The sequence below is a fragment of the Paenibacillus sp. CF095 genome (assembly GCF_900101225.1).
Lineage (GTDB): Bacteria > Bacillota > Bacilli > Paenibacillales > Paenibacillaceae > Paenibacillus.
Genome location: NZ_FMZN01000006.1, coordinates 59,373 through 80,573, shown reverse-complemented (window position 1 = coordinate 80,573; position 21,201 = coordinate 59,373). Strand labels below are relative to the sequence as shown.

Annotated in this window: 18 protein-coding genes and 1 riboswitch; of the genes, 8 read left to right on the top strand and 10 right to left on the bottom strand. The window is 45.4% G+C overall.

The features are described from left to right. Positions 1-15: 15 nt before the first annotated feature. Positions 16-792 carry a sugar phosphate isomerase/epimerase family protein gene (locus tag BLS69_RS27805; RefSeq protein ID WP_036606781.1) on the bottom strand — a complete coding sequence of 259 codons (777 nt, stop codon included), beginning with the start codon at positions 790-792 and terminating at the stop codon, positions 16-18. A gap of 198 nt (positions 793-990) precedes the next feature. Here BLS69_RS27805 and BLS69_RS27800 point away from each other — a divergent pair, with 198 nt between their 5' ends. The 5 genes from BLS69_RS27800 (at position 991) to BLS69_RS27780 (ending at position 7,488) form a co-directional block, all read left to right on the top strand. Next, the gene (locus BLS69_RS27800; RefSeq protein ID WP_240768314.1) at positions 991-1,821 is read left to right on the top strand and encodes a helix-turn-helix domain-containing protein; all 831 of its coding nucleotides are present in this window, start codon (positions 991-993) and stop codon (positions 1,819-1,821) included. Between the two features lie 235 nt (positions 1,822-2,056). Then, a complete protein-coding gene (locus BLS69_RS27795) occupies positions 2,057-2,758 on the top strand; it encodes a response regulator transcription factor (protein ID WP_091038424.1) in 702 nt (233 codons plus the stop codon). A 20-nt stretch (positions 2,759-2,778) separates the two neighbouring features. Beyond that, positions 2,779-4,221: a sensor histidine kinase gene (locus BLS69_RS27790; RefSeq protein ID WP_091038423.1), complete on the top strand. Its 1,443-nt coding sequence runs from the start codon at positions 2,779-2,781 to the stop codon at positions 4,219-4,221. Positions 4,222-4,324: 103 nt separating this feature from the next. Beyond that, positions 4,325-5,083: an ABC transporter ATP-binding protein gene (locus BLS69_RS27785; RefSeq protein WP_091038421.1), complete on the top strand. Its 759-nt coding sequence runs from the start codon at positions 4,325-4,327 to the stop codon at positions 5,081-5,083. Between the two features lie 2 nt (positions 5,084-5,085). Further along, positions 5,086-7,488, top strand: coding sequence for an ABC transporter permease (locus BLS69_RS27780; protein WP_091038420.1), 2,403 nt, complete (start codon positions 5,086-5,088; stop codon positions 7,486-7,488). Positions 7,489-7,571: 83 nt separating this feature from the next. Here the strand turns inward: BLS69_RS27780 and mmuM are convergent, their stop codons facing one another. The 8 genes from mmuM to BLS69_RS27740 form a co-directional block, all read right to left on the bottom strand. Further along, positions 7,572-8,639 carry a homocysteine S-methyltransferase gene (mmuM, locus tag BLS69_RS27775; protein ID WP_091038418.1) on the bottom strand — a complete coding sequence of 356 codons (1,068 nt, stop codon included), beginning with the start codon at positions 8,637-8,639 and terminating at the stop codon, positions 7,572-7,574. Then, complete coding sequence (mmuP, locus tag BLS69_RS27770; RefSeq protein WP_091038417.1) at positions 8,617-10,029, bottom strand: S-methylmethionine permease; 1,413 nt, start codon at positions 10,027-10,029, stop codon at positions 8,617-8,619. Before mmuP ends, mmuM begins: the two co-directional genes overlap by 23 nt. Before the next feature lie 92 nt (positions 10,030-10,121). After that, positions 10,122-10,223: riboswitch (SAM riboswitch) on the bottom strand. A 70-nt stretch (positions 10,224-10,293) separates the two neighbouring features. Then, on the bottom strand, positions 10,294-11,496 hold the full coding sequence (locus BLS69_RS27765) for a Ger(x)C family spore germination protein (protein ID WP_091038415.1): 1,203 nt from the start codon (positions 11,494-11,496) through the stop codon (positions 10,294-10,296). Continuing rightward, the gene (locus BLS69_RS27760; protein WP_091038414.1) at positions 11,493-12,593 is read right to left on the bottom strand and encodes a spore germination protein; all 1,101 of its coding nucleotides are present in this window, start codon (positions 12,591-12,593) and stop codon (positions 11,493-11,495) included. Before BLS69_RS27760 ends, BLS69_RS27765 begins: the two co-directional genes overlap by 4 nt. 39 nt (positions 12,594-12,632) lie before the next feature. Then, positions 12,633-14,345 (bottom strand): spore germination protein, encoded by a 1,713-nt coding sequence (locus BLS69_RS27755; RefSeq protein WP_091038413.1) that lies wholly within the window; start codon positions 14,343-14,345, stop codon positions 12,633-12,635. 149 nt (positions 14,346-14,494) lie between these two features. Further along, positions 14,495-15,415, bottom strand: a complete 921-nt coding sequence (locus BLS69_RS27750; protein ID WP_091038411.1) for a methyl-accepting chemotaxis protein — start codon at positions 15,413-15,415, stop codon at positions 14,495-14,497. A gap of 538 nt (positions 15,416-15,953) precedes the next feature. Next, the gene (locus BLS69_RS27745; protein WP_206105822.1) at positions 15,954-16,478 is read right to left on the bottom strand and encodes a VOC family protein; all 525 of its coding nucleotides are present in this window, start codon (positions 16,476-16,478) and stop codon (positions 15,954-15,956) included. Between the two features lie 251 nt (positions 16,479-16,729). Beyond that, a complete protein-coding gene (locus BLS69_RS27740) occupies positions 16,730-17,173 on the bottom strand; it encodes a VOC family protein (protein WP_091038410.1) in 444 nt (147 codons plus the stop codon). 87 nt (positions 17,174-17,260) lie between these two features. Between BLS69_RS27740 and BLS69_RS27735 the strand changes: the two genes are divergently transcribed. Beyond that, on the top strand, positions 17,261-18,229 hold the full coding sequence (locus BLS69_RS27735) for a helix-turn-helix transcriptional regulator (RefSeq protein ID WP_091038408.1): 969 nt from the start codon (positions 17,261-17,263) through the stop codon (positions 18,227-18,229). Positions 18,230-18,267: 38 nt separating this feature from the next. On the opposite strand, the gene BLS69_RS27730 is transcribed toward BLS69_RS27735, so the two are convergent. Next, entirely contained in the window at positions 18,268-19,449 is a 1,182-nt protein-coding gene (locus tag BLS69_RS27730) for a CynX/NimT family MFS transporter (protein WP_091038406.1), read from the bottom strand. Positions 19,450-19,632: 183 nt separating this feature from the next. Between BLS69_RS27730 and BLS69_RS27725 the strand changes: the two genes are divergently transcribed. Together BLS69_RS27725 and BLS69_RS27720 are read left to right on the top strand one after the other, a co-directional pair. Then, complete coding sequence (locus tag BLS69_RS27725; RefSeq protein WP_249913244.1) at positions 19,633-20,499, top strand: LysR family transcriptional regulator; 867 nt, start codon at positions 19,633-19,635, stop codon at positions 20,497-20,499. A 21-nt stretch (positions 20,500-20,520) separates the two neighbouring features. Then, a complete protein-coding gene (locus BLS69_RS27720) occupies positions 20,521-21,195 on the top strand; it encodes a VOC family protein (protein WP_091038404.1) in 675 nt (224 codons plus the stop codon). Positions 21,196-21,201: the final 6 nt, after the last annotated feature.

Sequence of the window (21,201 nt, the reverse complement as noted above, 5' to 3'; positions counted from 1 at the left end):
TGGTTCGATGGCCCATTAGAATTGGTTCAGGTAGTTTTCTTTCAACCAGTTGTAGCTGTTGGATACGCTCTCAAGCGGAGGGTTCTGACATACGTCTTGTTCCACGATCAGCCATTCTACACCTGCATTCGTAGCGCCTTCAATAACAGCTGGCAGGTCAACCGAACCTTGTCCCAATTCCAGTGTTTTCATCTGGCCCTGTTCGTCTTTGCTGAAGTCCTTCAGATGAAGCAGCGGCAAGCGACCCGCATATTTATTAATATACTCGATCGGATTTTGTCCCGCAAATTGTACCCAACATACGTCCATTTCCACTTTTACCGCTTCCGGTGATGTTTGAGCGAACATGGCATCAAAGGCATTGGCATCGCCAACCTGGCCGTGGAATTCAAAGTCATGGTTATGGTATCCGAAGATCAATCCTTGTTTCGCTGCTTCAGCTCCATATTGTTGTAACTCAGCGAATAGCTTGGTCCAACCTTCTGCATTCTCAGGACGATCTTCTGGCATCAGGTAAGGGCAAATGATATATTGTGCACCAATTGTTTTCAGGTAATCGATTTGTTTTTGCAAGTCTTCGCGCATCGCATGTAGTGAAACGTGGCTGCTGAATCCTTTCAGTCCAAGTTCATCTAGTAGCGCTTTCATTTCCTCAGCTGGAATATCACCATATCCGGCAAACTCCACACCTTCATATCCAAGGGCCGCTACCTTACGCAACGTACCACGAAAATCTGCTGCAGTTTCATCACGGAGTGTAAACAATTGCAAACCAATATTAAGTTTTTTCATGTAGGATACACCTCTGTTCTCAAATTTGCTTTCATTGCTCTATCTGGTATCATCCTAACGCAAAACAGGCTAGAATGAACATATACAATATAGTCAGAACATGAACTATCTGATCAAATTTTATTTCCATCATTTTGCATCTATTGAATGTAGCCCATTTGAATGCATGCAGGATGTACATATTGGGGGATTTTATCTTTGGATACGTTAGAGACATCTGTACTGATCTGTGACTACTCATACCACTATAAGGCGTTCACACATAATATGAAGGGCGAGTTGCAAACCTATCTGTTCCGTTTGCAGACCGAAGGCTCGTGCAAAGTGTATGTACAGGATAAAGAATTCAGGATGACTAGCGGGGATTTACTGCTGCTCAAACCTGGCGATGACTATCATCTTGTGGTCGATGAACCACATAAGGAAGGACGCTTGTCCAGCGGAGATTATTATCTGTTCTGCGAGGGCAGCTGGATCGAGAACTGGTGGAAACGGCAGCATCGATCTACCGTGAGCCGAATTGGACTTGATGATAAACTCATCAGCCTGTGGAGAAATATGTTACTTGAGAAACGTCGCGGACCTCTTGAGGAAAATGCGGAGCTAAAGGATGCGTTACTGCGCGGATTATGTCTGTATATCGACCGGGCAATTAAAGAAAATATTCAGACCGATCGGGCAGTGTCCTCTGCGCTGAAGTTAAAACGGTTTATAGAGGAGCATGCCACGTTTACGTTCAAGCTTGAGGAAGCGGCACGTTATGCAGGGCTCAGTCTGTCACGTGCAGTCCGTTTATTCAAGGAGCACTACAATCAGACCATGATTCAATATGCGATTGAGATCCGTCTGAATGCAGCGCTGGAACGAATGAAATACAGTGAAATGACACTGGAGCATATTGCCGAATCCTGCGGTTTTGCGAGCTACTCCTATTTCCACCGGGTATTCCGGGCGCACTTCGGTGTGTCTCCGGCGGAGTATCTCAAATCCAGACAGCATGAGCCTATCGATGATCTGGAGCATGTATGATATTCAGCATCAGAAACCCGTGACCTTAAAGAGGTTCATGGGTTATTTTGATACGGTAAACTGTAATCAGCTTTTAGTGCGAATAGAAGTCAGACCATTTTTATAAGAATGAAGTTCAATTCAATATTTTTTTATGTGACTCCCACAGAACAAGACTGTACAATTATAGAGACAGTCATTTTACAAATTCATACATATATATTCGATTAACATCTATCATACTGGAGCGATACATATGTTAAACCACCAGCGCAAAGTCCTCATCATCGAGGATGAATCAGATATTTCGCGCATTCTGCGAGATTATTTAACCAAAAATCAATATGAAGTCGCCGTGGCAGCCACTGGACAAGATGGACTTCAGATTATAGAGCTTATTCAACCAGACTACATCATTCTGGATATTATGCTTCCGGACATGGACGGGATCGAGGTCTGTCGAGAGATCAGAAGGCGCAACAATATCCCCATCCTCATTCTAAGTGCCAGAGGCAGTGATACCGATAAGGTACTTGGTCTTGGTTTTGGAGCAGACGATTATATGACCAAGCCCTTCTCGCTGAGCGAACTGTTAGCACGAATTAATGCCCACTTCAGGCGTTATGACAGCATGACATTCGTTGGAGACAGAACAGATCTGCTGCATCTTGGAAACCTTGTGATTGATAAAAAAGCCTATAAAGTTACATTAAACGGATCGGAAGTTTCTCTGTCTGCCAAGGAATTCGAATTACTTCATTATCTGGCAAGCCATAAGAATCAGGTGTTCTCCAAAGCCCAGTTGCTTGACGCCATCTGGGGATATGCAACCTACGGCGATGAAAATACCGTAACCGTATACATTCGCAGACTGCGTGAAAAAATCGAGGCAGATGCCTCGCATCCGACCGTTCTGAAGACGGTATGGGGTGTCGGTTACAAATTCAATTACGAATAAGTGAGATTGGAGGCTCCCACATGTCATTGAACAGCTGGTCCAAACGCTGGTTGTTAACAACACTTGGCCTTCTCATTATTATCGTTTCAAGTATCCTTGCACTGTCGATGATGCTGTTACAAGATCGAAATTCAGGCGAATCCAATCTGTCCCTGAATCAGGTTCGACTCAAGGTCAATCCGATCTTACTCGCTTTGGAGCAAAATCATCAGCATCTTAATGAACAAAATATTCGTGAAGACATACGTTCCACCGCCAGAGAGACCGGAGTTCCGCTTACCTATCTAAACTTAGATGGAAAAGTCATTCTGTCCTCCGACCCCACCTCTGAAGGAACGCAAGTTAATCTGCGTACAGCTCTTCATTATGATCTGCATCATGCCACGCAGGCCGCGGACGGTAACGATACGCTTGATATTGCGTTTCCCGTGATGGACGGACCGATGGGAAGTCAGATCGGCAATGCCATCTTTTCCATCCCCCAAGCCATGGTTACGGTTCATCAATCGATGACTTTTCCGGTTATATTGATTAGCGCACTCATGCTCCTGTCACTGATTCTGAGCTTATTTCTATTCTGGATGAAACGAAAACTGGACAAACACCTGCTCTCTCCCATCCATCAATTGAAGCAACATGCGGAATCCATGCTTAAAGGCAATTATGAAGAAAAAATTCAGTACAACCGGAACGATGAATTGCTCGAAGTATATGCCATGTTTGATCTAATGCGCACGGAGATTAAACATATGAGCGAGCAGCGTATTCAGCAGGAACAAGCACAAAAAGAACTCATCACCAATATATCTCATGACATTAAAACACCAATTACCACGATAAAAGCATACATAGAAGCTATTGAGGAAGGACTATGCAACGATCAGGAGACGCTGATGGAATATATGGGAGTCATGCGGACCCATACGGATAAAACGGCCCGCCTTGTGGAGGATCTGCTGGTTCATGCACTTCAGGAATTGGGGCAAATTTCGGTGGAAACCCGTGAGATGTACAGTGGGCCTATACTGGAGACGATGTTGAAACCTATTGAACATGTTGTCCTAACAAAGGGGCTTATCTATAAAGGACCCAACTTCATCCCCAATGTGTTAATCGCTATCGACCCCACTCGAATTGAACAGGTGATCTCCAATCTTGCCGCCAATGCCCTCAAGCATACAGCTCCAGGAGACACGATACGTATAGATATGGAACTGGAATCCGGACACTTGAAAGTGACGATTGCCGATTCGGGTCAGGGAATACGTGTACAGGACATGCCGTTTGTTTTCCAGCGTTACTTCAGAGGCCAGACGAGTCATGCAGAACAACATGTTCAGGAAGGTACAGGGCTGGGTCTCTCCATCTGCCAAAGCATTATTGAAGCACACGGAGGTCATATTTCCTTTACTAGTAAAGAAGGGCAAGGTACTACCTTCCGGTTCTATCTGCCGATCTGCTGAGCCCACACTCCACAGCTGTAATACTTTATTCATAATTTGATAAGGCTTCCTCAACATCCCTCCTCTAGAATGAACCCTATACTGCACTCGGGAGTGATTCGACTTGTCCAAAAAAGTGATTATCCGTGCACAGAATCTGTGCAAAACGTACAACAGCGGAAGTGAACAATATCATGCCATCCGTAATGTTGATCTCGACATCTATGAAGGAGAATTCACGGTCATCATGGGTAACTCTGGCTCTGGCAAATCAACCCTCTTATATCTGCTAAGCGGACTGGACCAGATCACAGCAGGTGAGGTCTATTTTCGCGACCAGCGGATTGACGCTTACAGTGAACGAGAAATGTCTAACTTCCGCACCCGCCGGATCGGTTATATCTATCAGAGCATCAATCTGGTCCCAGACCTTTCCATCAAAGAGAACATTGCTTTACCGGGATATATTGCAGGAAACAAAACGAAGGATATCCAATCCCGCGCTGCTGAGCTGATGAATGCCATGGATATCGATGAACAGCGTAACCGCCTACCCTCCCAAACTTCCGGAGGACAGCAGCAGCGAGCTGCCATTGCACGGGCTTTGATCAATTCACCGGATATCATTTTTGCGGATGAACCGACCGGAAGCCTGAACATGGAACACGGCACAGCTGTTCTCGATATCCTTACGGACCTCAACCGGAAAGGACAGTCCGTTGTTATGGTGACGCATGATATCAAGGCCGCCTGTCGGGCAGATCGCCTGATCTACATTTTGGACGGCAAGATTGGCGGAATCCTTGAGTTTGACACCTATGACGAACATCAAATTCAGGATCGTGAAGCGATTATCTTCGCTTTGGTTACGGGGAAGGAATAACGATGGCTGTCATGTTTAAACTTAGCTTGTCGTATCTGAGTAGGAACAAAATACAAAATGCGTTGATTGCGCTGCTCCTGCTACTCTCGACACTTCTTGTATCTACAGCTATTGTCATTCTGGCGAACACAGGCAATCAGTTTTATGAAATGCATACCCGAACCCATGGATCTCATCAGATCCTGACGTTTGAAAAAGGGCTCAATGACCCTGACGCTGTGCACAACTGGTGGGCTTCTCAGGATGGAGCTCAGGTGTCCCCTTTGCTAACGTATCGTACATTGTCAGGCATCATTTTGAATGAAACTCACATCCCTAACATCTACCTGTACATGTTTAATACGCCTCCGCCGCCATGGGGTGTGGATGAACTAATTTTCTCAAGCGGGACGCCCAACACAGTTCCCGAACAAGGCTCCGTCTGGATTCCAACGTCCATGGCAAATACCTATCATATTTCGGTAGGTGATACCATTGGCTTCAAAACCGGCTCAAGTACGCTGAATCTGAATGTATCGGGCATTGTAATCGATGTACCATACGGGGCACCATTCTCCAATACAGCACGGGTCTGGATGAATCCTACCGATTATCAACATGATCTCGCTACACTTGCTGGCAACGAGAATCGTATGATGGGCATCCATTTTAACGATTACAGCATGAATTCGGTGTATTGGGAACGATACAATCGTGAGACAGGTATTCCGTTTCTAGAATCCAAAATGGAGTTCGAGGCCATTGCCTCTTTTTATCTGATCATCAATCAGGTTATTGGATTTATCATGATATTCATGGGTGTTGTCATGCTCTCTATCGCCATGATGACCATCGGGTTTACGATTGCGGATGCCATCCTGGCCAATTACAGAACGATAGGAATCCTCAAATCACTAGGTCTGACTTCCCGAAAAACGATAGGCACCTATGTTATTCAATATGCATTGTTATCCATCATAGCCATTATCCCCGGACTTGCACTCAGTATATGGATATCCAAATGGATCATTAATATTTCTGTATCCTCTCTTCGAGTGGGGAATCAGAACCTTCCAGTCCAAGGATTGGATGCGGCCATACTGGCCGGCGTACTACTATTTGCTCTAGTGATTCTGTTCACTGTGTTATATGCCAAAAAGGCACGCAACATACAGCCCGTGCAGGCTATTCGTTATGGTATGTCGGAGATAGATCACAGCCGGATGGCTGGCAAAATGAATTCGCCATTGGCGCACTGGATCGGGTTCACACGACTGCCTGTGACCGCCGTGCTTGGATTCCGACATGTGTTCAAAAACACCAAAAGCTCTGTTCTAACACTCCTGCTAACCACCATGGCTTCCTCCGTACTTGTTCTGGGTTATGTTCTGCTGACCAGTATAACCGGAATTGAACAGACAGCAGCTAAATGGGGGTATGACAATGCCAATATCGCAGCAGTAGTCGTGAACAAAGGTAACTTTCCAAAGATTGAATTGAAACAAACGTTAGAAGAGGATTCAAGGATTAACAATGCAGGCTGGCAAGGGAACACAACGGGTGTAATTAGCCTGGAGTCTTCGGCAACAGTGAAGGGCCAATCCATCAGTCTCAACTTGAGTGTACTGGACGGGAGTTATCAGGAACTTGGGTTCGAAACGTTAAAAGGGGTTAACCCACAACATGCGAATGAAATTGCCATTGGTGTAAGTGTAGCCAAAACATCAAATAAAGATCTCGGTGATCTTATCGATATCTATATTGAAGGAGAAAAGCGTACCTTCCTCATTACAGGCATCTATCAGGCGATCGCCAACATGTCTGTCTCAGGCAGAATCACCATTGATGCCATGAGAAGTGTGAACCCGGGTTATAGTGAATTCGATGTTATCTTCATCAATGTGAACGATACGGCACAAGCGGATAAGGTTGCCTCGGAATTAAATGAGCAATTTAAAGATTTTGCTTCGGTAGTTACTCAGAAGACATTGCTTGATTCGGTTTACGCGGAAGCTGCTAACATCCTCATCTACCCGATGAGCCTGATTGGATTGCTGTTTATCATTGTGACATTCATCATTATTTTCAGTACCTGTAGAATCAATATCCGTAAAGAAAGCAGAACGTACGGGATATACAAATCGCTGGGAATGACATCTCGCCAAATCCGGTTGTCGCTCACCATGGGAATGTTCATACTGTCCTCCGTGGGAGCCATACTGGGTATTTTCGTCGGCGTATATCTGCTGCCTCTTCTACTCGAAATGGTCCTTTCCGGTTATGGTATCGTACAACTTCCACTGATCCTGCATTGGGGTGGAATGGTACTGTTCACCTGTCTAAGCATCATTGCAGCCAGTCTTGGCTCATGGTTCTCTTCGCAAATCATTCGGGAAGCATCCCCACGTATGCTGGTTATCGAATAATGTAATAAGGATGCCTTAACACAATAAAACAAGCCCTTCCATACCTCTATAGGAGGTGGAAGGGCTTGTTTTATTCATATGAACTATTTCCGCCACTTCTTCGCAAGTGCACCAATCTGATGTGGCGTAGTACGGCAACAGCCACCAATAATTTTTGCGCCCGCAGCAACCCACTGCTCCGAAGCATCACTCATACTGCCACATGTACCCTGTCCGCTCCACGTCTTCGTTGCTGCATCATATACTTCTCCCGAGTTCGGATACACAATAACAGGTTTATCGCTGGTACGGCTCAAAATACCCACTGCTTCCGTCACCACTTCCATGGGAGCACAATTCAGGCCAATCGCTGCAATCTGCGGCTCGGAGCCAAACGTCTGTGCACATACCTCAAACAGTGTGCCCTCACTGATGCTTGTCCCGTCTTTTAAAGAAAAAGATAACCAAGCATACGCATGAGGGAACTCCTTCAGTACATCAACCAGCACCTGTGCTTCCTGCAGGGAAGGAATCGTCTCAAACGCCAGAATATCAGCACCCGCTTCAATCAGCGCCGCCATACGTGGACGGTGAAATGCGGCAAGCGTCTCATCCGACACGCCGTAATGTCCCACATACTCTGAACCATCCGCCAGATAGGCGCCGTACGGTCCAACGGACCCGGCAATAATTGGACGTGGACGAAGACTGTCTTCTTCGCGATCCCCTGTACGATCTGTTATATGCTCCTCATTCTCCACGGTCTCGGAACGTACCGAAGGAACTCCTATAAGCCGACCTGTCGAGCTTTCTCTCCCTACTAAACCGTCCTGCACTTCTGCCCACACGTCATCTCTCGCCTGTGCAGCCAGTTCCACCGTCTTGCGGATCAGCTCCAGTGCTGCCTGTTCATCAATCCCTCTCTTGCGGAAACCATCCACCGTCGCCTGATAACTGGATGTAATCGCACAGTCGGCTCCTGCTCGAAAATAATCTGCATGGACCTGAACAATAACATCCGGATTCTCAAGCAACACACGAGCAGACCATAGTGGATCATCGAGATCACATCCATGCTGTTCAAGTTCCGTTGCCAGCGCTCCATCCAGAATCATGACCGGATGTTCACGCAGGATCTGTTCTATGGGGTTAGTCTGTTGTGCTTGCGTCATGTACTTGTCCTCTTTTCTTATTCACACGTTCTGTCAGATAATAAGCAGCGTAACATACTGCGATAAACGGAACCCCACAATACAGCGCAATTCGCTGTGTCGGGTCAAAGGCAATACCTATGCATGAAGCCAGGCATAATATAAATGAAACAATTGGTACCACCGGATACAGTGGTGTGCGGTAGACCAGATCTTTGACCGCATGTCCTTCCCGGATATATTGTCTGCGGAACATGTATTGGGAGGCACTGATGCTCATCCATACCGCAACGACAGCCAGACCTGAGATGGAGACCAGAGTAATATACACGGTACCTGGTGCAATGATGCTGGACAGCAAAGCTAGTGCACCACCCACCATACTGATCAGAAGTGCATTCAGCGGTACCCCGCGTTTGGTCAGTTTAGCAAACCACGGAGAGATTGTTTTTTTATCAGCCAGAGACCAGAGCATCCGTGAAGATGCATATAGGCCCGAATTGGCAGCAGAGAGAATCGCCGTTAGAATAACAAAGTTCATAATGTCTGCTGCATAGGGTACTCCCACCCGCTCCATTACCGCTACAAACGGACTTTCCAGTACACTGGCATCCGACATGGGCAGCAAGGCCGACAAGATAACAATCGTTCCGATGAAGAAAATAACCAAACGCCACAGCGTTGTATGAATAGCCTTTGGTATCGTCTTTTCCGGATTCTCCGTCTCACCGGCGGCAATGCCGATTAACTCGGTGCCTGAGAAGGCAAAGTTTACAGCAAGCATAGTCATCAATATCGCTGTAGCCCCATGAGGGAACCACCCGGATGCGGTAATATTTGATAGAAATGGAGCCGGTTCAGAATCCGCCATGGGAATGATACCAAACATGGCTGCGCCACCGATAATAATGAAGATTACGATAGTCACTACTTTTACAGATGAGAACCAGAACTCGGATTCCGCAAATAATTTCACTGTTAAAGCGTTGAACAGAAAGATCATCAGTGCAAAGAGCGCACTCCATATCCATACGTTGACCGATGGGAACCAGCGCTGCATCAGCAATCCGGCGGCTGTGAATTCGGAGCCAAGCGCAACAGTCCAGGTTAACCAGTATAACCAAGCCACCGTGTAGCCTGTTGCCGGTCCGATATATTTGGCTGCATAACTATGAAATGCTCCCGTCTCTGGCATATGAACAGACAGTTCACCAAGACAGAGCATCACCAGATATACAACAATGGCTCCGATCAGATAGGACAGAATGGTTCCCAGTGGTCCCGCTTGCTGAATGGTGTACCCTGAGCTGAGGAATAATCCCGTTCCAATGACTCCTCCTAGAGAGAGCATGACCACATGCCGTGCCTGCATTTTCCGCTGAAAATGCCCTTTGTCGTTGTTGTTCTCCATACCTGCTGCTCCCCTACTTCTTCATCCAGAAAAAACAAAAAAGACCCACTCTGCCTAAAGAGTGCGCCGTTACTGACAAATAAAAACAAACGCTCCTATCTATCAGGCTTTCACCCGCTGGAATTAGCACAGTATCCTTCAGATCTGTTGCTGAGGTTTCTAAGGGCCAGTCCCTCCACCTCTCTGGATAAGAAAATGATTTTTTATAAATATAGCGATCTATCATGAATGTGTCAACATTTAAATAATAAATGGCACACCTCGCTATTCGGTGGAAGACCCCGGATTGGTGATGGTGGTCTTTACCTCATACGTGATCGGCACGGTGCTAAAAATTTTATCCCAATCGTCTTTGACTTTTTTCCATGTTTTGGGTTCTTTGATACGCAAGCTATCCCGAAAATCCGCAACATCTACTTTATAGGTATGCTGAAGTTTGTATAACACCTGTCGAATCTGTTGTTCGGCCAGTTCAGCAAATTCTTTTTCCAATTCTCTGAGATAAGCACCTTTTTCCTCTTCCTCGGGAGCACGCCAATCCTCCATCAACCAACCTTCGGATTCAGTCTTCACATGGAATGAAATATCATCGCCAACCACTTTTGGAATTATTTTTGTTTTTTTCTTTTTCATTTCATATACCACGGTGAATCCCGCTTTATTGTATGTCTTCAAGATGCCTCCTTTTTCTTTAGGTCTGATCCACGATAGCCCTTCTAGATCCGTTTGGCTGAGTTCCCCGATGAATTTGGTCGTTTTCCCATCAAAGATACTGGCACCGGAGAATTTGTCCTCTCCATTGGAGTTCAGTACATTTTGGAGCAAGAAGCTGGAACCAGATTGCATTTGTGCATCTAATTTGGAGAGTAGAACGGGGTCCAGGATTTTATTGGACAAGTACGAATTACCGGTAATGCCTGTCAGATAAAATGCTGGAATCCGGGAAGGATCATCTGAAGTCAGTACATCAACAGCGCGATGATGGCTAATCAACACCAGACAGTTAGGGCGAATATCGTTATCCCGAAGTACAAAATCCAGCAGCTGATCCAGACCATACTTTTTGGCAATATCCTTGGACACAACGATGACCTTCAGATGATGTCCGATGAGCGGGTGATCTCGCCTCAGTGCAAACTGACGAAAGATTTGCAGCAAGGAATCTCCGGTAAGCTGTTCATTGGAATAGGACGTTTTACCAGAAGAAGGCGAACCGGATTGTTGGCTCTTTTGACTGCTGGAATTACCGGGAGCAATCTGTACCGTGGCCGTCAAATTGTTCTGCTTGGAATACGCTCCTCCCTGATTAGCGATGTCTTTCTCAAATTCCGTCTCTTTGCCGATATCGATCCCAAGACCGACGTAGACACTTAGATCCTCTATCTCCCGACTGCTCCAACATCCGGATATCGTTAAGAGAATGCATAATACAGTGGCTAAGCGTAACAACATACGGAATGTAATCATGCATGCTTGCCTCCTTTTTTGCGAATCAGACTTAACAACAGTAGTATCAGAGGTAAAATGCCAAATAAAAATACGGACACATTGCCCAGCATATCTCCTAGTTTGAAGGTATCATCCACGGTTTTGGGCATCATTGCTGTCAGATAAATGAACGGAAGCAGGCCGTACATGATGCCTTTGATTTTTTTGGAACGAAACAAGTCACGAATACCCACCGAAGCGCAGTAATGTGTAATAGCTGTAGTCGAAAAGATTTGCATAATCCAGATGACCAGCAATAAGGATTCAAAACGCTCGAATATCAGACCCTGAATTTCGAAGCTCCTTACCAAATCCAACGTTGGCCAGGTTCGAGTTTTGATGCCATCGAGCGATAAACTGCCTATAACCATCACGACCGTGATCAAGTAGATAATAGTGGATATGAGTATCCCCCAGGTCATCGCTTTATTGCTCTTTTTCGGATTTTTCATATAGGCAGTCATGATTAACATCACCTCATAGCCTGTATAAGATAATAGTGAAGGCTTCAACCCATGGAAAACGGGCATAAGCCCATCACCGAGCACGGGTCTCAAATTGCCTATCTCGAATAGCTGATTACTAAGCAAAATTTCAATCACAAATATAATAATCGTAATCGGAAGGATGATCTCAAACACGCGTACGATAACGCCAAGCCCGCCTGAGATCATATATACACCGATCCACATGAAGACCATCACAATTGCCCAGGTGGGGGTGCGTTCGAGTAGATACATCCCGGTTACTTCAGCCATAACTCTGATTTCGAATGCGGCAATCACTATGAAATACATAATCATAGACAATCCCAGTATGTAAGCAATCCAGCTGCCCGTAATCTCACGAGTGAACTGGAAGACGGTTTTCTCCGGAAATCTGCGACACAGTGTAACCAGAATTATTCCGACACCTATGATAATGAATCCAGATAGGATAATGGAAATCCAGACATCCGGTGTTCCGACAGCTTTGCTAGTCGTTCGAGGCAACGTCAATATCCCGGCACCAAGCATGTAATTGACAATAATTACAACGGCCTGTGTCGTGGTTAGCTTTCCTTGGGAGCCATTCACTTTAGTTCACCTCCAGACCTTCAGTAGATGGAATTCCATTTATTTTTTCCGATCATCATCTATCGGATTAGTCATCTTGGGACGCATTCTCATCATATTTAGCGGTGCACGGATAACAAAATCCTTCCATTCATTCATGTGATAAGGTACCGCTGGTGCAACATAAGGTACGCCAAAGCTTGAGAGTCGTGCCAGATGTGTACACACAAGCAGAAAGAACATAACCACGCCAAACAATCCAAGTACGGCTGCGCTGAACATAGCGGCAAATCGCAGAATTCTTAGCGTTAATCCCGCACTATAGACCGGAATCGTAAAGGAAGAGATGGCTGTTACCGCAACGACAATGACCAGGAATTGGCTTATTATTCCCGCTTGCACCGCTGCTTGGCCAATAATCAGACCTCCTACGATACCCATCGCTGGCGCAATTGGTTTAGGCAGCCGTATCCCTGCCTCCCTCAGAATCTCAATCGAAAGTTCCATGATCAGTACTTCAATGATCGAAGGAAATGGCACGCCTGTCCGCGTTTCAATAATCGTCAATACCAGCTTCGTTGGAATAAGACCCGGATGGAACGAAATAAACGAGATATAGAGCGCAGGAGCAAGCAATGCCAGCATCGCGGCCATAAAACGTAGCACTCGCAAAAATGTTCCGGGAATCCAGCGTTCATAATAGTCCTCGGGAGACTGAAGCAACATGCTAAAGGTCACTGGTACGATTAATACAAACGGCGTTCCATCCAACAAAATTGCCACTCGACCTTCCAGAAGGGCACCCATCACCCGGTCCGGTCTTTCCGTATTCAGTACCTGTTGAAAAGGACTCAGGGTACTGTCTTCGATGAGTTGTTCCACATAACCTGATTCCAACATCGAATCCATATCCATCTCTTCAATTCGCTTGCATACTTCAGCCACGAGATTGGGATCGGCAATATCCTGAATATAGGCTATCGCCAAATCTTTTTTGATCCGTGAACCCACTTCATACTTCTTAATAAACAGGCTCTGATCACTTCCATAACGACGCAAAATGCCTGTATTATCGCTTAATTGCTCTGTAAAACCAATACGTGGCCCACGAAGCAGCCCCTCTGACAGGGGTTCATTTACACCACGTGTTTTGATCTTATGAGCTCCAATTAATAAAGCACCCGGCAAACCATCAACCAGCAGTGCATTTTTCCCAAACAACACACCAACTGCGAGTTCTTGGAGGGACTTCGTCTCCTCAACCAGACTGACAGGAAGTAATTGATCTTGCAGATATGCCGACAGTAAGTGTGCGTTGTCTGGATGAAGGAAACCCTCCTGCTTAAGTAGAGGAACACCTTCGAACATCAACGGTGTAATCAAGTGATCATCAACTAAGTCCTGATCTACCAAGCCTTCGGTATAGATCACCGCAGCCCGTGTATTCGTTCCCCTAATAATAAATTCCCGAATATGCACGTCTGCATTGAGACCAAAGCTTTCTTTCACACTCGTCAGATTTATGCTGTACTTTTCGGTTAATTTAATATTGGCATAGTGGCCTGTTTCGGTCCCTTCACCCTGCCCTTTGGCTGCTGGCGAGATATCCTTCGAGGATACGGACGATTGCTTCGAGCGAGAGAAGCTTCCGCGCTTAATGGCAGCATTGATCCAGCGTGTGCTCAATGTAATACCAATTGGAATGATGAAGACCAAGAATGCCTGAATCCATATGGACCAATCCGGCACGTAGGATACAATTGTTGACCACATGTTCCCACCCCAACATTTCTCTGCATGACAAAGCTGCAGGTATTCCCAAGTATTGTGTCCCCGTTTGATCACAATAATTCCCGTTTTTTTGTGTACTAAACGACAAAAAAAAGCGGTTCCTGTATTAGGAACCACTATTTGCTCTATAATTATACGATTCTGGTCACATGCTCCGCTTTGGCATCCAACAAGTGAGCTGAAGCAGCAATTGCTGTAAAATCATTCAATGCGATCTCAATCTGCTTCTGGCTCTGCTCCACATATTCTTCTACTTTTTTGGTACCGCCTGTGATATTACCAATCTCCTTCGTTATTCCGGTAACGCTATCACGAATCTCATTAATCGAACTCTCCACCATTGCGGATAGTTTCTTAACTTCCTTGGCCACGATATCGAATCCTCGTCCAAATTCTCCTGCATGTGCAGCCTCAATGGCAGCATTCAACGCGAGCAGTTGCGTCTGAGACGAAATCTCGCGTATCGTTCGTACCACGCCCTGAATCGATCCGGCCTGTTCTTGCAAATGAGTCAGCGTTGCACGGTTAGTAGCCGACACCTCTGAGATATAGGAGATACTGGACATTAACTCCTGACTGCGTTCAATGCCTACATCTGCCTGCCCATTTAGTTCGTGAGACATCGTTTTCAGCTCATTCACTACGACCGAAATGTTGTTCTGACGGTTGGTAATGTTGGTGGCGATTTTGGAGACACCCAGTATCTTCTGATTCGTCTCATCGTACACCGGCATATACGTCGCCTCAAGCCATACGGAATTCCCCTTTGCATCCTTGCGTTCAACCTTGTCCTGGAAGCTGACCCCATTAAAGATGCTATTCCAAAAAGCATCATAGTCCGGGGTATTTGCAAATTGACCGAAGCATAGTTGCTGATGCTTCATGCCATACATCTCATCTACCGTATATCCCATCGTCTGGGCAAAGACTTCATTCACGTAGGTTACCCGGCGATCCAGATCGAATCGAATGATAGCAAGACTTTTCTCCATCGCCTTGATGACCATTGCATCGGTGACAACATCTTTCTTTTCCATATCTAATATAGACACTTGATAACCCCCACAGTTCATTCCATAATAGACAGCTTTAACTAGCAAAAAACGATCATAACAACATATGTATCCATCAGCTTCTAGATGGCTCTACTATTGATACCCGATTTACAGCATTTTGGATCACCTGTTGTTATTTATTTTTTCAAAAGAAAATCTGCTCCACCTCATCCGCTGACAATGGCTTGCTGTAGTAGTATCCCTGCACTTTATTGCAAACCTGTTCAGTCAAAATATATAGTTGTTCCTTCGTTTCAATGTTTCTTCAATATCCTGGATAAAAGGCTTCCATCAACATACTTTCGGAGCATGTTCATCGTCCAGAAAAGAGACGTTATTAACTATCTTATCCGTAAAATATCTCTGTATCTACTTGTACGTATCGTAACATAAGGCAAAGAGGTATACACTTCAGTATTTGTAACGTATTTGTAACATAATTTCTGTTTTTTTAGTAACCGTTTAGCCCCTATATACAAGAAAAACAGAACGATTTGTCGTGCATCGTCCTGTTTCTTATCCAGTCTCATCTTTATTATTTTTTTCGTGGTGTCCAGCGCTTCGCTTCACTGTGATTCGGATACTGAATGCCCGCAGGATAGGAGATCAGCTCGATCAGCATCCCCCAAGGTGTCCTTCCATACACAAACTGATTGCCTTCTCCGCCTTCAATATAACCGGTCAACGCCCCAGGCTCTGTTAGCAACACCCCGCCCGCTTCCTTGAAGTGTCGTGCAGCTTCTTGCATATCGTCCACGTACAACGCCATATGCTGCAATCCGTAATCCGATGCCCTAACTGGCTCTGATTGCGCTGTATTCGCGTACTGAAATAACTCTATACTGGCACTCTCCCCGAGCGATAACATCCGAATATGAATAACCTTTGCTCCTGAACGCAGTCCTAATTTACGCTCTGCCTCAGGTCCTTCCTGTGGGGGATCATCCGGCGTTATATGGTCATAGGCAAGTTGAGCTCCAAACGCCTGTTGTAGAAATAGTGTCGCCTGCTCCATATCCGGTACAGTTATTCCAATATGGTCGATTCCTCTCGTAATCATGTTATCCCTTCTTTCCTTTATCCATTGAACTTGCTTGTACACAGCGACATCCGTACCTATATGATTTACACGAAAAGAGGTCCGCTATAACCATCGAGCTGTCTCACTTATTCTGATGGTTGTGCAAACAACCTTGTATAGAAACCGAAGAAAGAAGAGCACATGATATCCATGGCTCTTCTTTCTTCGATGTTTTTAAGTTAGTTACAGGTTTACATACCGAGTGCTTAACCGGGGGCCTGAAATTCATTTTAAAAATCGTGCACAGTTACACACAGCTGAATCGCAATGCCAAATGGGTCCCGTACAATGCCATAACCTGGGCTGAATTCATTTTGCTCGTAAGGTACCAGTACCTTCACGCCCTCATGATGCATCAGAGAATGATACAGTTGATCGATTGTATTTTTATCCTTGGATTGAATACATAGTGAAGTGCTGTTCCCCAGCTGCCATGCTCTCTCCGTGTCCATTGCTTCTTCCGCAATCATGACTTTGTTGACCCCAATCTCCAGCACCGAATGTGTAATATACTCATCTTGACCGGCAGGGTACTCGAAACCTGGGTTCATCTCCTTCATCTCTTTATAACTTTTCTTGAATATCACCTTAGCGCCCAGAAACTCCTCATAAAAAGCAATGGCTGCCGCCGCATCCCCGTTCATCGACAAAAATGGTATCACTTCAAAATTCATTATATTGCCTCCTTGTTCCTATTGGATTACACTTATCACTATAACAACAAAAGGTGCCAATCCATGGCACCATTAAGAGGGTTTGATATGAAAAAATCAGAACGTATGAACCAGATGCTGCGCTTCATTAATCAAAAACAACAGTTCACTCTGCAAGATCTCATGCAGGAGTTCCAGATCTCCAAACGAACCGCGTTAAGAGATATCACTTCATTGGAAGAGTTAGGTGCGCCCATCTATGTCGAATATGGACGCTACGGCGGATATCGACTGCTGCAACAGATGCAGCTGCCTCCCATTTCGTTTAATACGGGTGAGCTTCATGCCCTTTATTTTGCGATGCAGGCTCTCCGCAGCTTCTCCAGCTTACCCTTTCAAGTCTCTTTCCGTACCATTCATGAGAAATTTATGAGCGCGTTATCCGACAAGCAACGACAGGATATTGAAAACATCCAACACCGGGTTTACTTCCAACATACCGAGCAGATCCGCGACAGTGCACATTTGGAGTTTCTGTTGATGGCTGCTGTTCAGAATATAGTGATCCAGATTACGTACGCTAATCAGCGTAGATCCTCTGATCAAAGGCCATCTTCTGCAAACACCAATATCCGCACCATTCAACCCATCACACTCTATGCCAGGAAAGGCTATTGGTATTGTCAGGCCTATGATCTGCATAAACAAGCTTATCGTGTATTCCGCTGCGACCGCATCATTTCAGCCGAAACAACAGAGATTGAACCTTTAACTCATGTAAAGGAACTCTATTCACAGGATGCCCAATCTCTATGGAAACCATCGGAACAAGCAATTCCATTCAAATGCCTGATTGATGAAGCCGGGATGGAGCTATTCCAGCAAGAACATTTCCCATCTATGCAGATCATCGAGAAGATGGGATACATGTATCTTGTCGGTTCGTATGAACCTCACGAGCTTGATTTCATAGTGAGATACCTTGCGGGCTATGGTAAATCGATTAAGATTATAGAGCCCGTCATCTTACAGAAAGCATTAAGGCAGTACTATCTGGACTTGTTGGATCATGTATAAAGATCATATTTCTATATCCATTTTACTTCACATGCCTTTTAGCTCTGCTCCTGGCTAACTTTTAAGCTTTTTTTATTGCCAATAGCCAATTGAACGATAATCTGCAACACAATGATGATAGCCAAACCATAAAATGCTTGCACAAAGCTGCCTGTTAGATCGCGGAGCCAACCAATCGCCAGCGGCCCAAGTGCTCCAAGAATGTAGCCACCAGATTGAGTCATAGCCGACCAGCTGCTAGCTTCCTGAGCATTGTTTGTCTCATCAATCGGCAACATAAGTGCAATCGGGAACAGTCCACCTGCACCAATCCCGAGCGGAATCGCCGCGAGCCACGGACTGACAGAGAGATTCAGCATCAGGACACCTATTAACTCCAACATCGCACATCCAACAAGCCAGAAGACACGTTTTTGGTATCGGTGTACAAGCATGGGAATGAATAACGTTGAGGGCAGTGATATCAATGTAAATAACGTTTGGATGTTGCCAGCAGTCTCTTGGCTATATCCATGGCTTTGAATGGCTGGCGCAAGCCAGGCGGTTAATGAATAGAAGATCGCGGCCATCAGTCCGAAGAACAGTGTCAGCACCCATGCACGCCTGTTCTTCACCGGAAGTGTTGCATGAATGACAGACGAAGTTTGTCCGGATTGTCGCTCTGTACGCGCAGACCAAGCTAATTTTAACCAGATCGGCAATGCAATGGCTGCAAGTAATGCCCATGTAGCCAAAGAACCTTTCCAAGATCCACCTAGCGTATGCTGGAGCGGAACCGATAATCCCACACTAATGCTGGCCCCCATCACCATCGCTGTAGAGTAGATGCCGACCATGGCTGCCACTCGGTTAGGGAAATACTGCTTAATGAAGCTGGACAACAGCGGCCCTGCCAATGCAATCCCTACACCTGACAGAAAAGAAGTGAACATCATCAACGGAGTTGCGCCTACGAACAATCGTAATCCCGTACCTATCCCAATAAGGATTAAAGCCAGCACAATGGCACCTTCGTTCCCCCACCTTCTACTTAGTCTTACAGAGAATGGAGCGAATATGCCCATACATAATACCGGTAACGTAGTTAACAGACTGGCAGTCATGCCACTCAAACCCAGATCATTCTGTATGGTACTCATCAGAGGAGAAATGGAAGTAATCGGTGGTCTTAAGTTCAGTGAAGCAAGAATAAGCGCCAATACAATATAAAAAAGTTTCATTATGGATCACCTCATGGTAGTAGTATCGTTGCCTTCACCAAAGATCCCAATTGTTAATGACAAGATCTTCGGGTGGTGCACGATTAAGTATAGGATCATCAGAATGATTGAACAATACTATTGTTTCTATTAAAATGATTACTAAAACCAATGATTAGAGGTGAATTTATGGAGATTCGTCAAATGGAAAACTTTATTACAGTGTGTGAGGAGCTTCATTTTACACGGGCAGCTGAGAAACTTGGCATATCTCAACCTACGTTGAGTCAACAAATACGTGGGTTAGAGGATGAACTTGGTGTTCCTTTGTTTGACCGTGTCGGCAAAAAAATTGTGATGACCCAGGCAGGCACTCTGTTTCTGGAGCACTGTGTACAGATGATCCGGCATTTACAGAATACCCAAGATGCGTTGGCTGAATTTCGCAATGATCAGCGGGGACGATTGGTTATTGGTGTTCTTCCATCCGATTTGGATTACCGTATCACTCCGCTGCTCGTTGATTTTCATGCTCGATTCCCCAAGGTGCAATTGAAGGTTATCTCTTCGATCTATGTCGTAAATCAAGTGTTGGAAAATGAAGTCGACATCGGCATCGAGATCACGTCTGCCCCTGATAGGCGGCTTGTGCGCATTCCTTTGTGCAGTGAAGAATATGTACTCGTCGTTTCCGAGAATCATGATTGGGCTGAACGAAGCACAATTGAAATTCAGGAGCTACGTGATATCCAAACGGTGATGTTCCCCGAAGGATTTACGGGCAGAGAATTGGTCGATGGCTATTGCCGTAAATATGGATTCACCCTAAATACCATCATGGAGACCAGTTCGGCAACCTCCATCATTAGCTTGGTCAAAGCCAACGTCGGAGGAACACTGCTGCCTTATCCTCTGATCAAAGCCATGAATGAGCCCACGCTACGTTGCATCCGAATTACAGACGATCCGCCATACCGACACTTTGAGATTATCCATCGCTCCGACCGTTACCTGACGCAATCGGCCAAGGCATTTATTGAGAAAACAATCGAGTATTTCAATCAAAGGTGAGATTAAAAGGAGGATATTGAAATGATAATAAGAGAAGTTGGTTTGTTGACACATCAAATTGATGCCATAAAGGAGTTTTACGGTACACTACTGGAATTGGAGCTTGTGGAGGATAATGCAACATGCGTTTCATTTCGTGCGGGGAACTCGGTACTATCTTTCAAGAAGGCGGCAGAACAAGAGAAGCCCTACTATCATGTAGCATTTACGATTCCAACGAATAAACTTGCTGATGCGAAAAGGTGGGCTCAAGACCGTAACATTACGTTGCTCTCCAAAGATGGACAGGATGAATATTATTTCCCCTACTGGGATGCAACAGCCTTCTATTTCTATGATCCAAGCGGCAACTTGATGGAATTTATCGCTCACCATTCACTCGATAATGCAGTTGATGAAGCTTTCGAAGCGAAGCATCTGTTATGTATTAGTGAAATCGGTCTACCTGTCGATGATGTTCCTGAGACAATGAACACATTGAATGAGCATTATCAACTTGAACCATTTGCCGGGGACGGTAAACAATTCTCCCCCACCGGTGATGCAGAAGGCATGTTTATTGTCATTGATAAACAGATGCCCTGGTTCCCAGACGGGCGTATGCCTGGTGTATTTGCTACAGAGGTGAAGGTGGAAACTGGGCAGCCCGGTAATCTGCGTATACAGGACGATATGTACTCGATTGAATCGATATGATGTAAG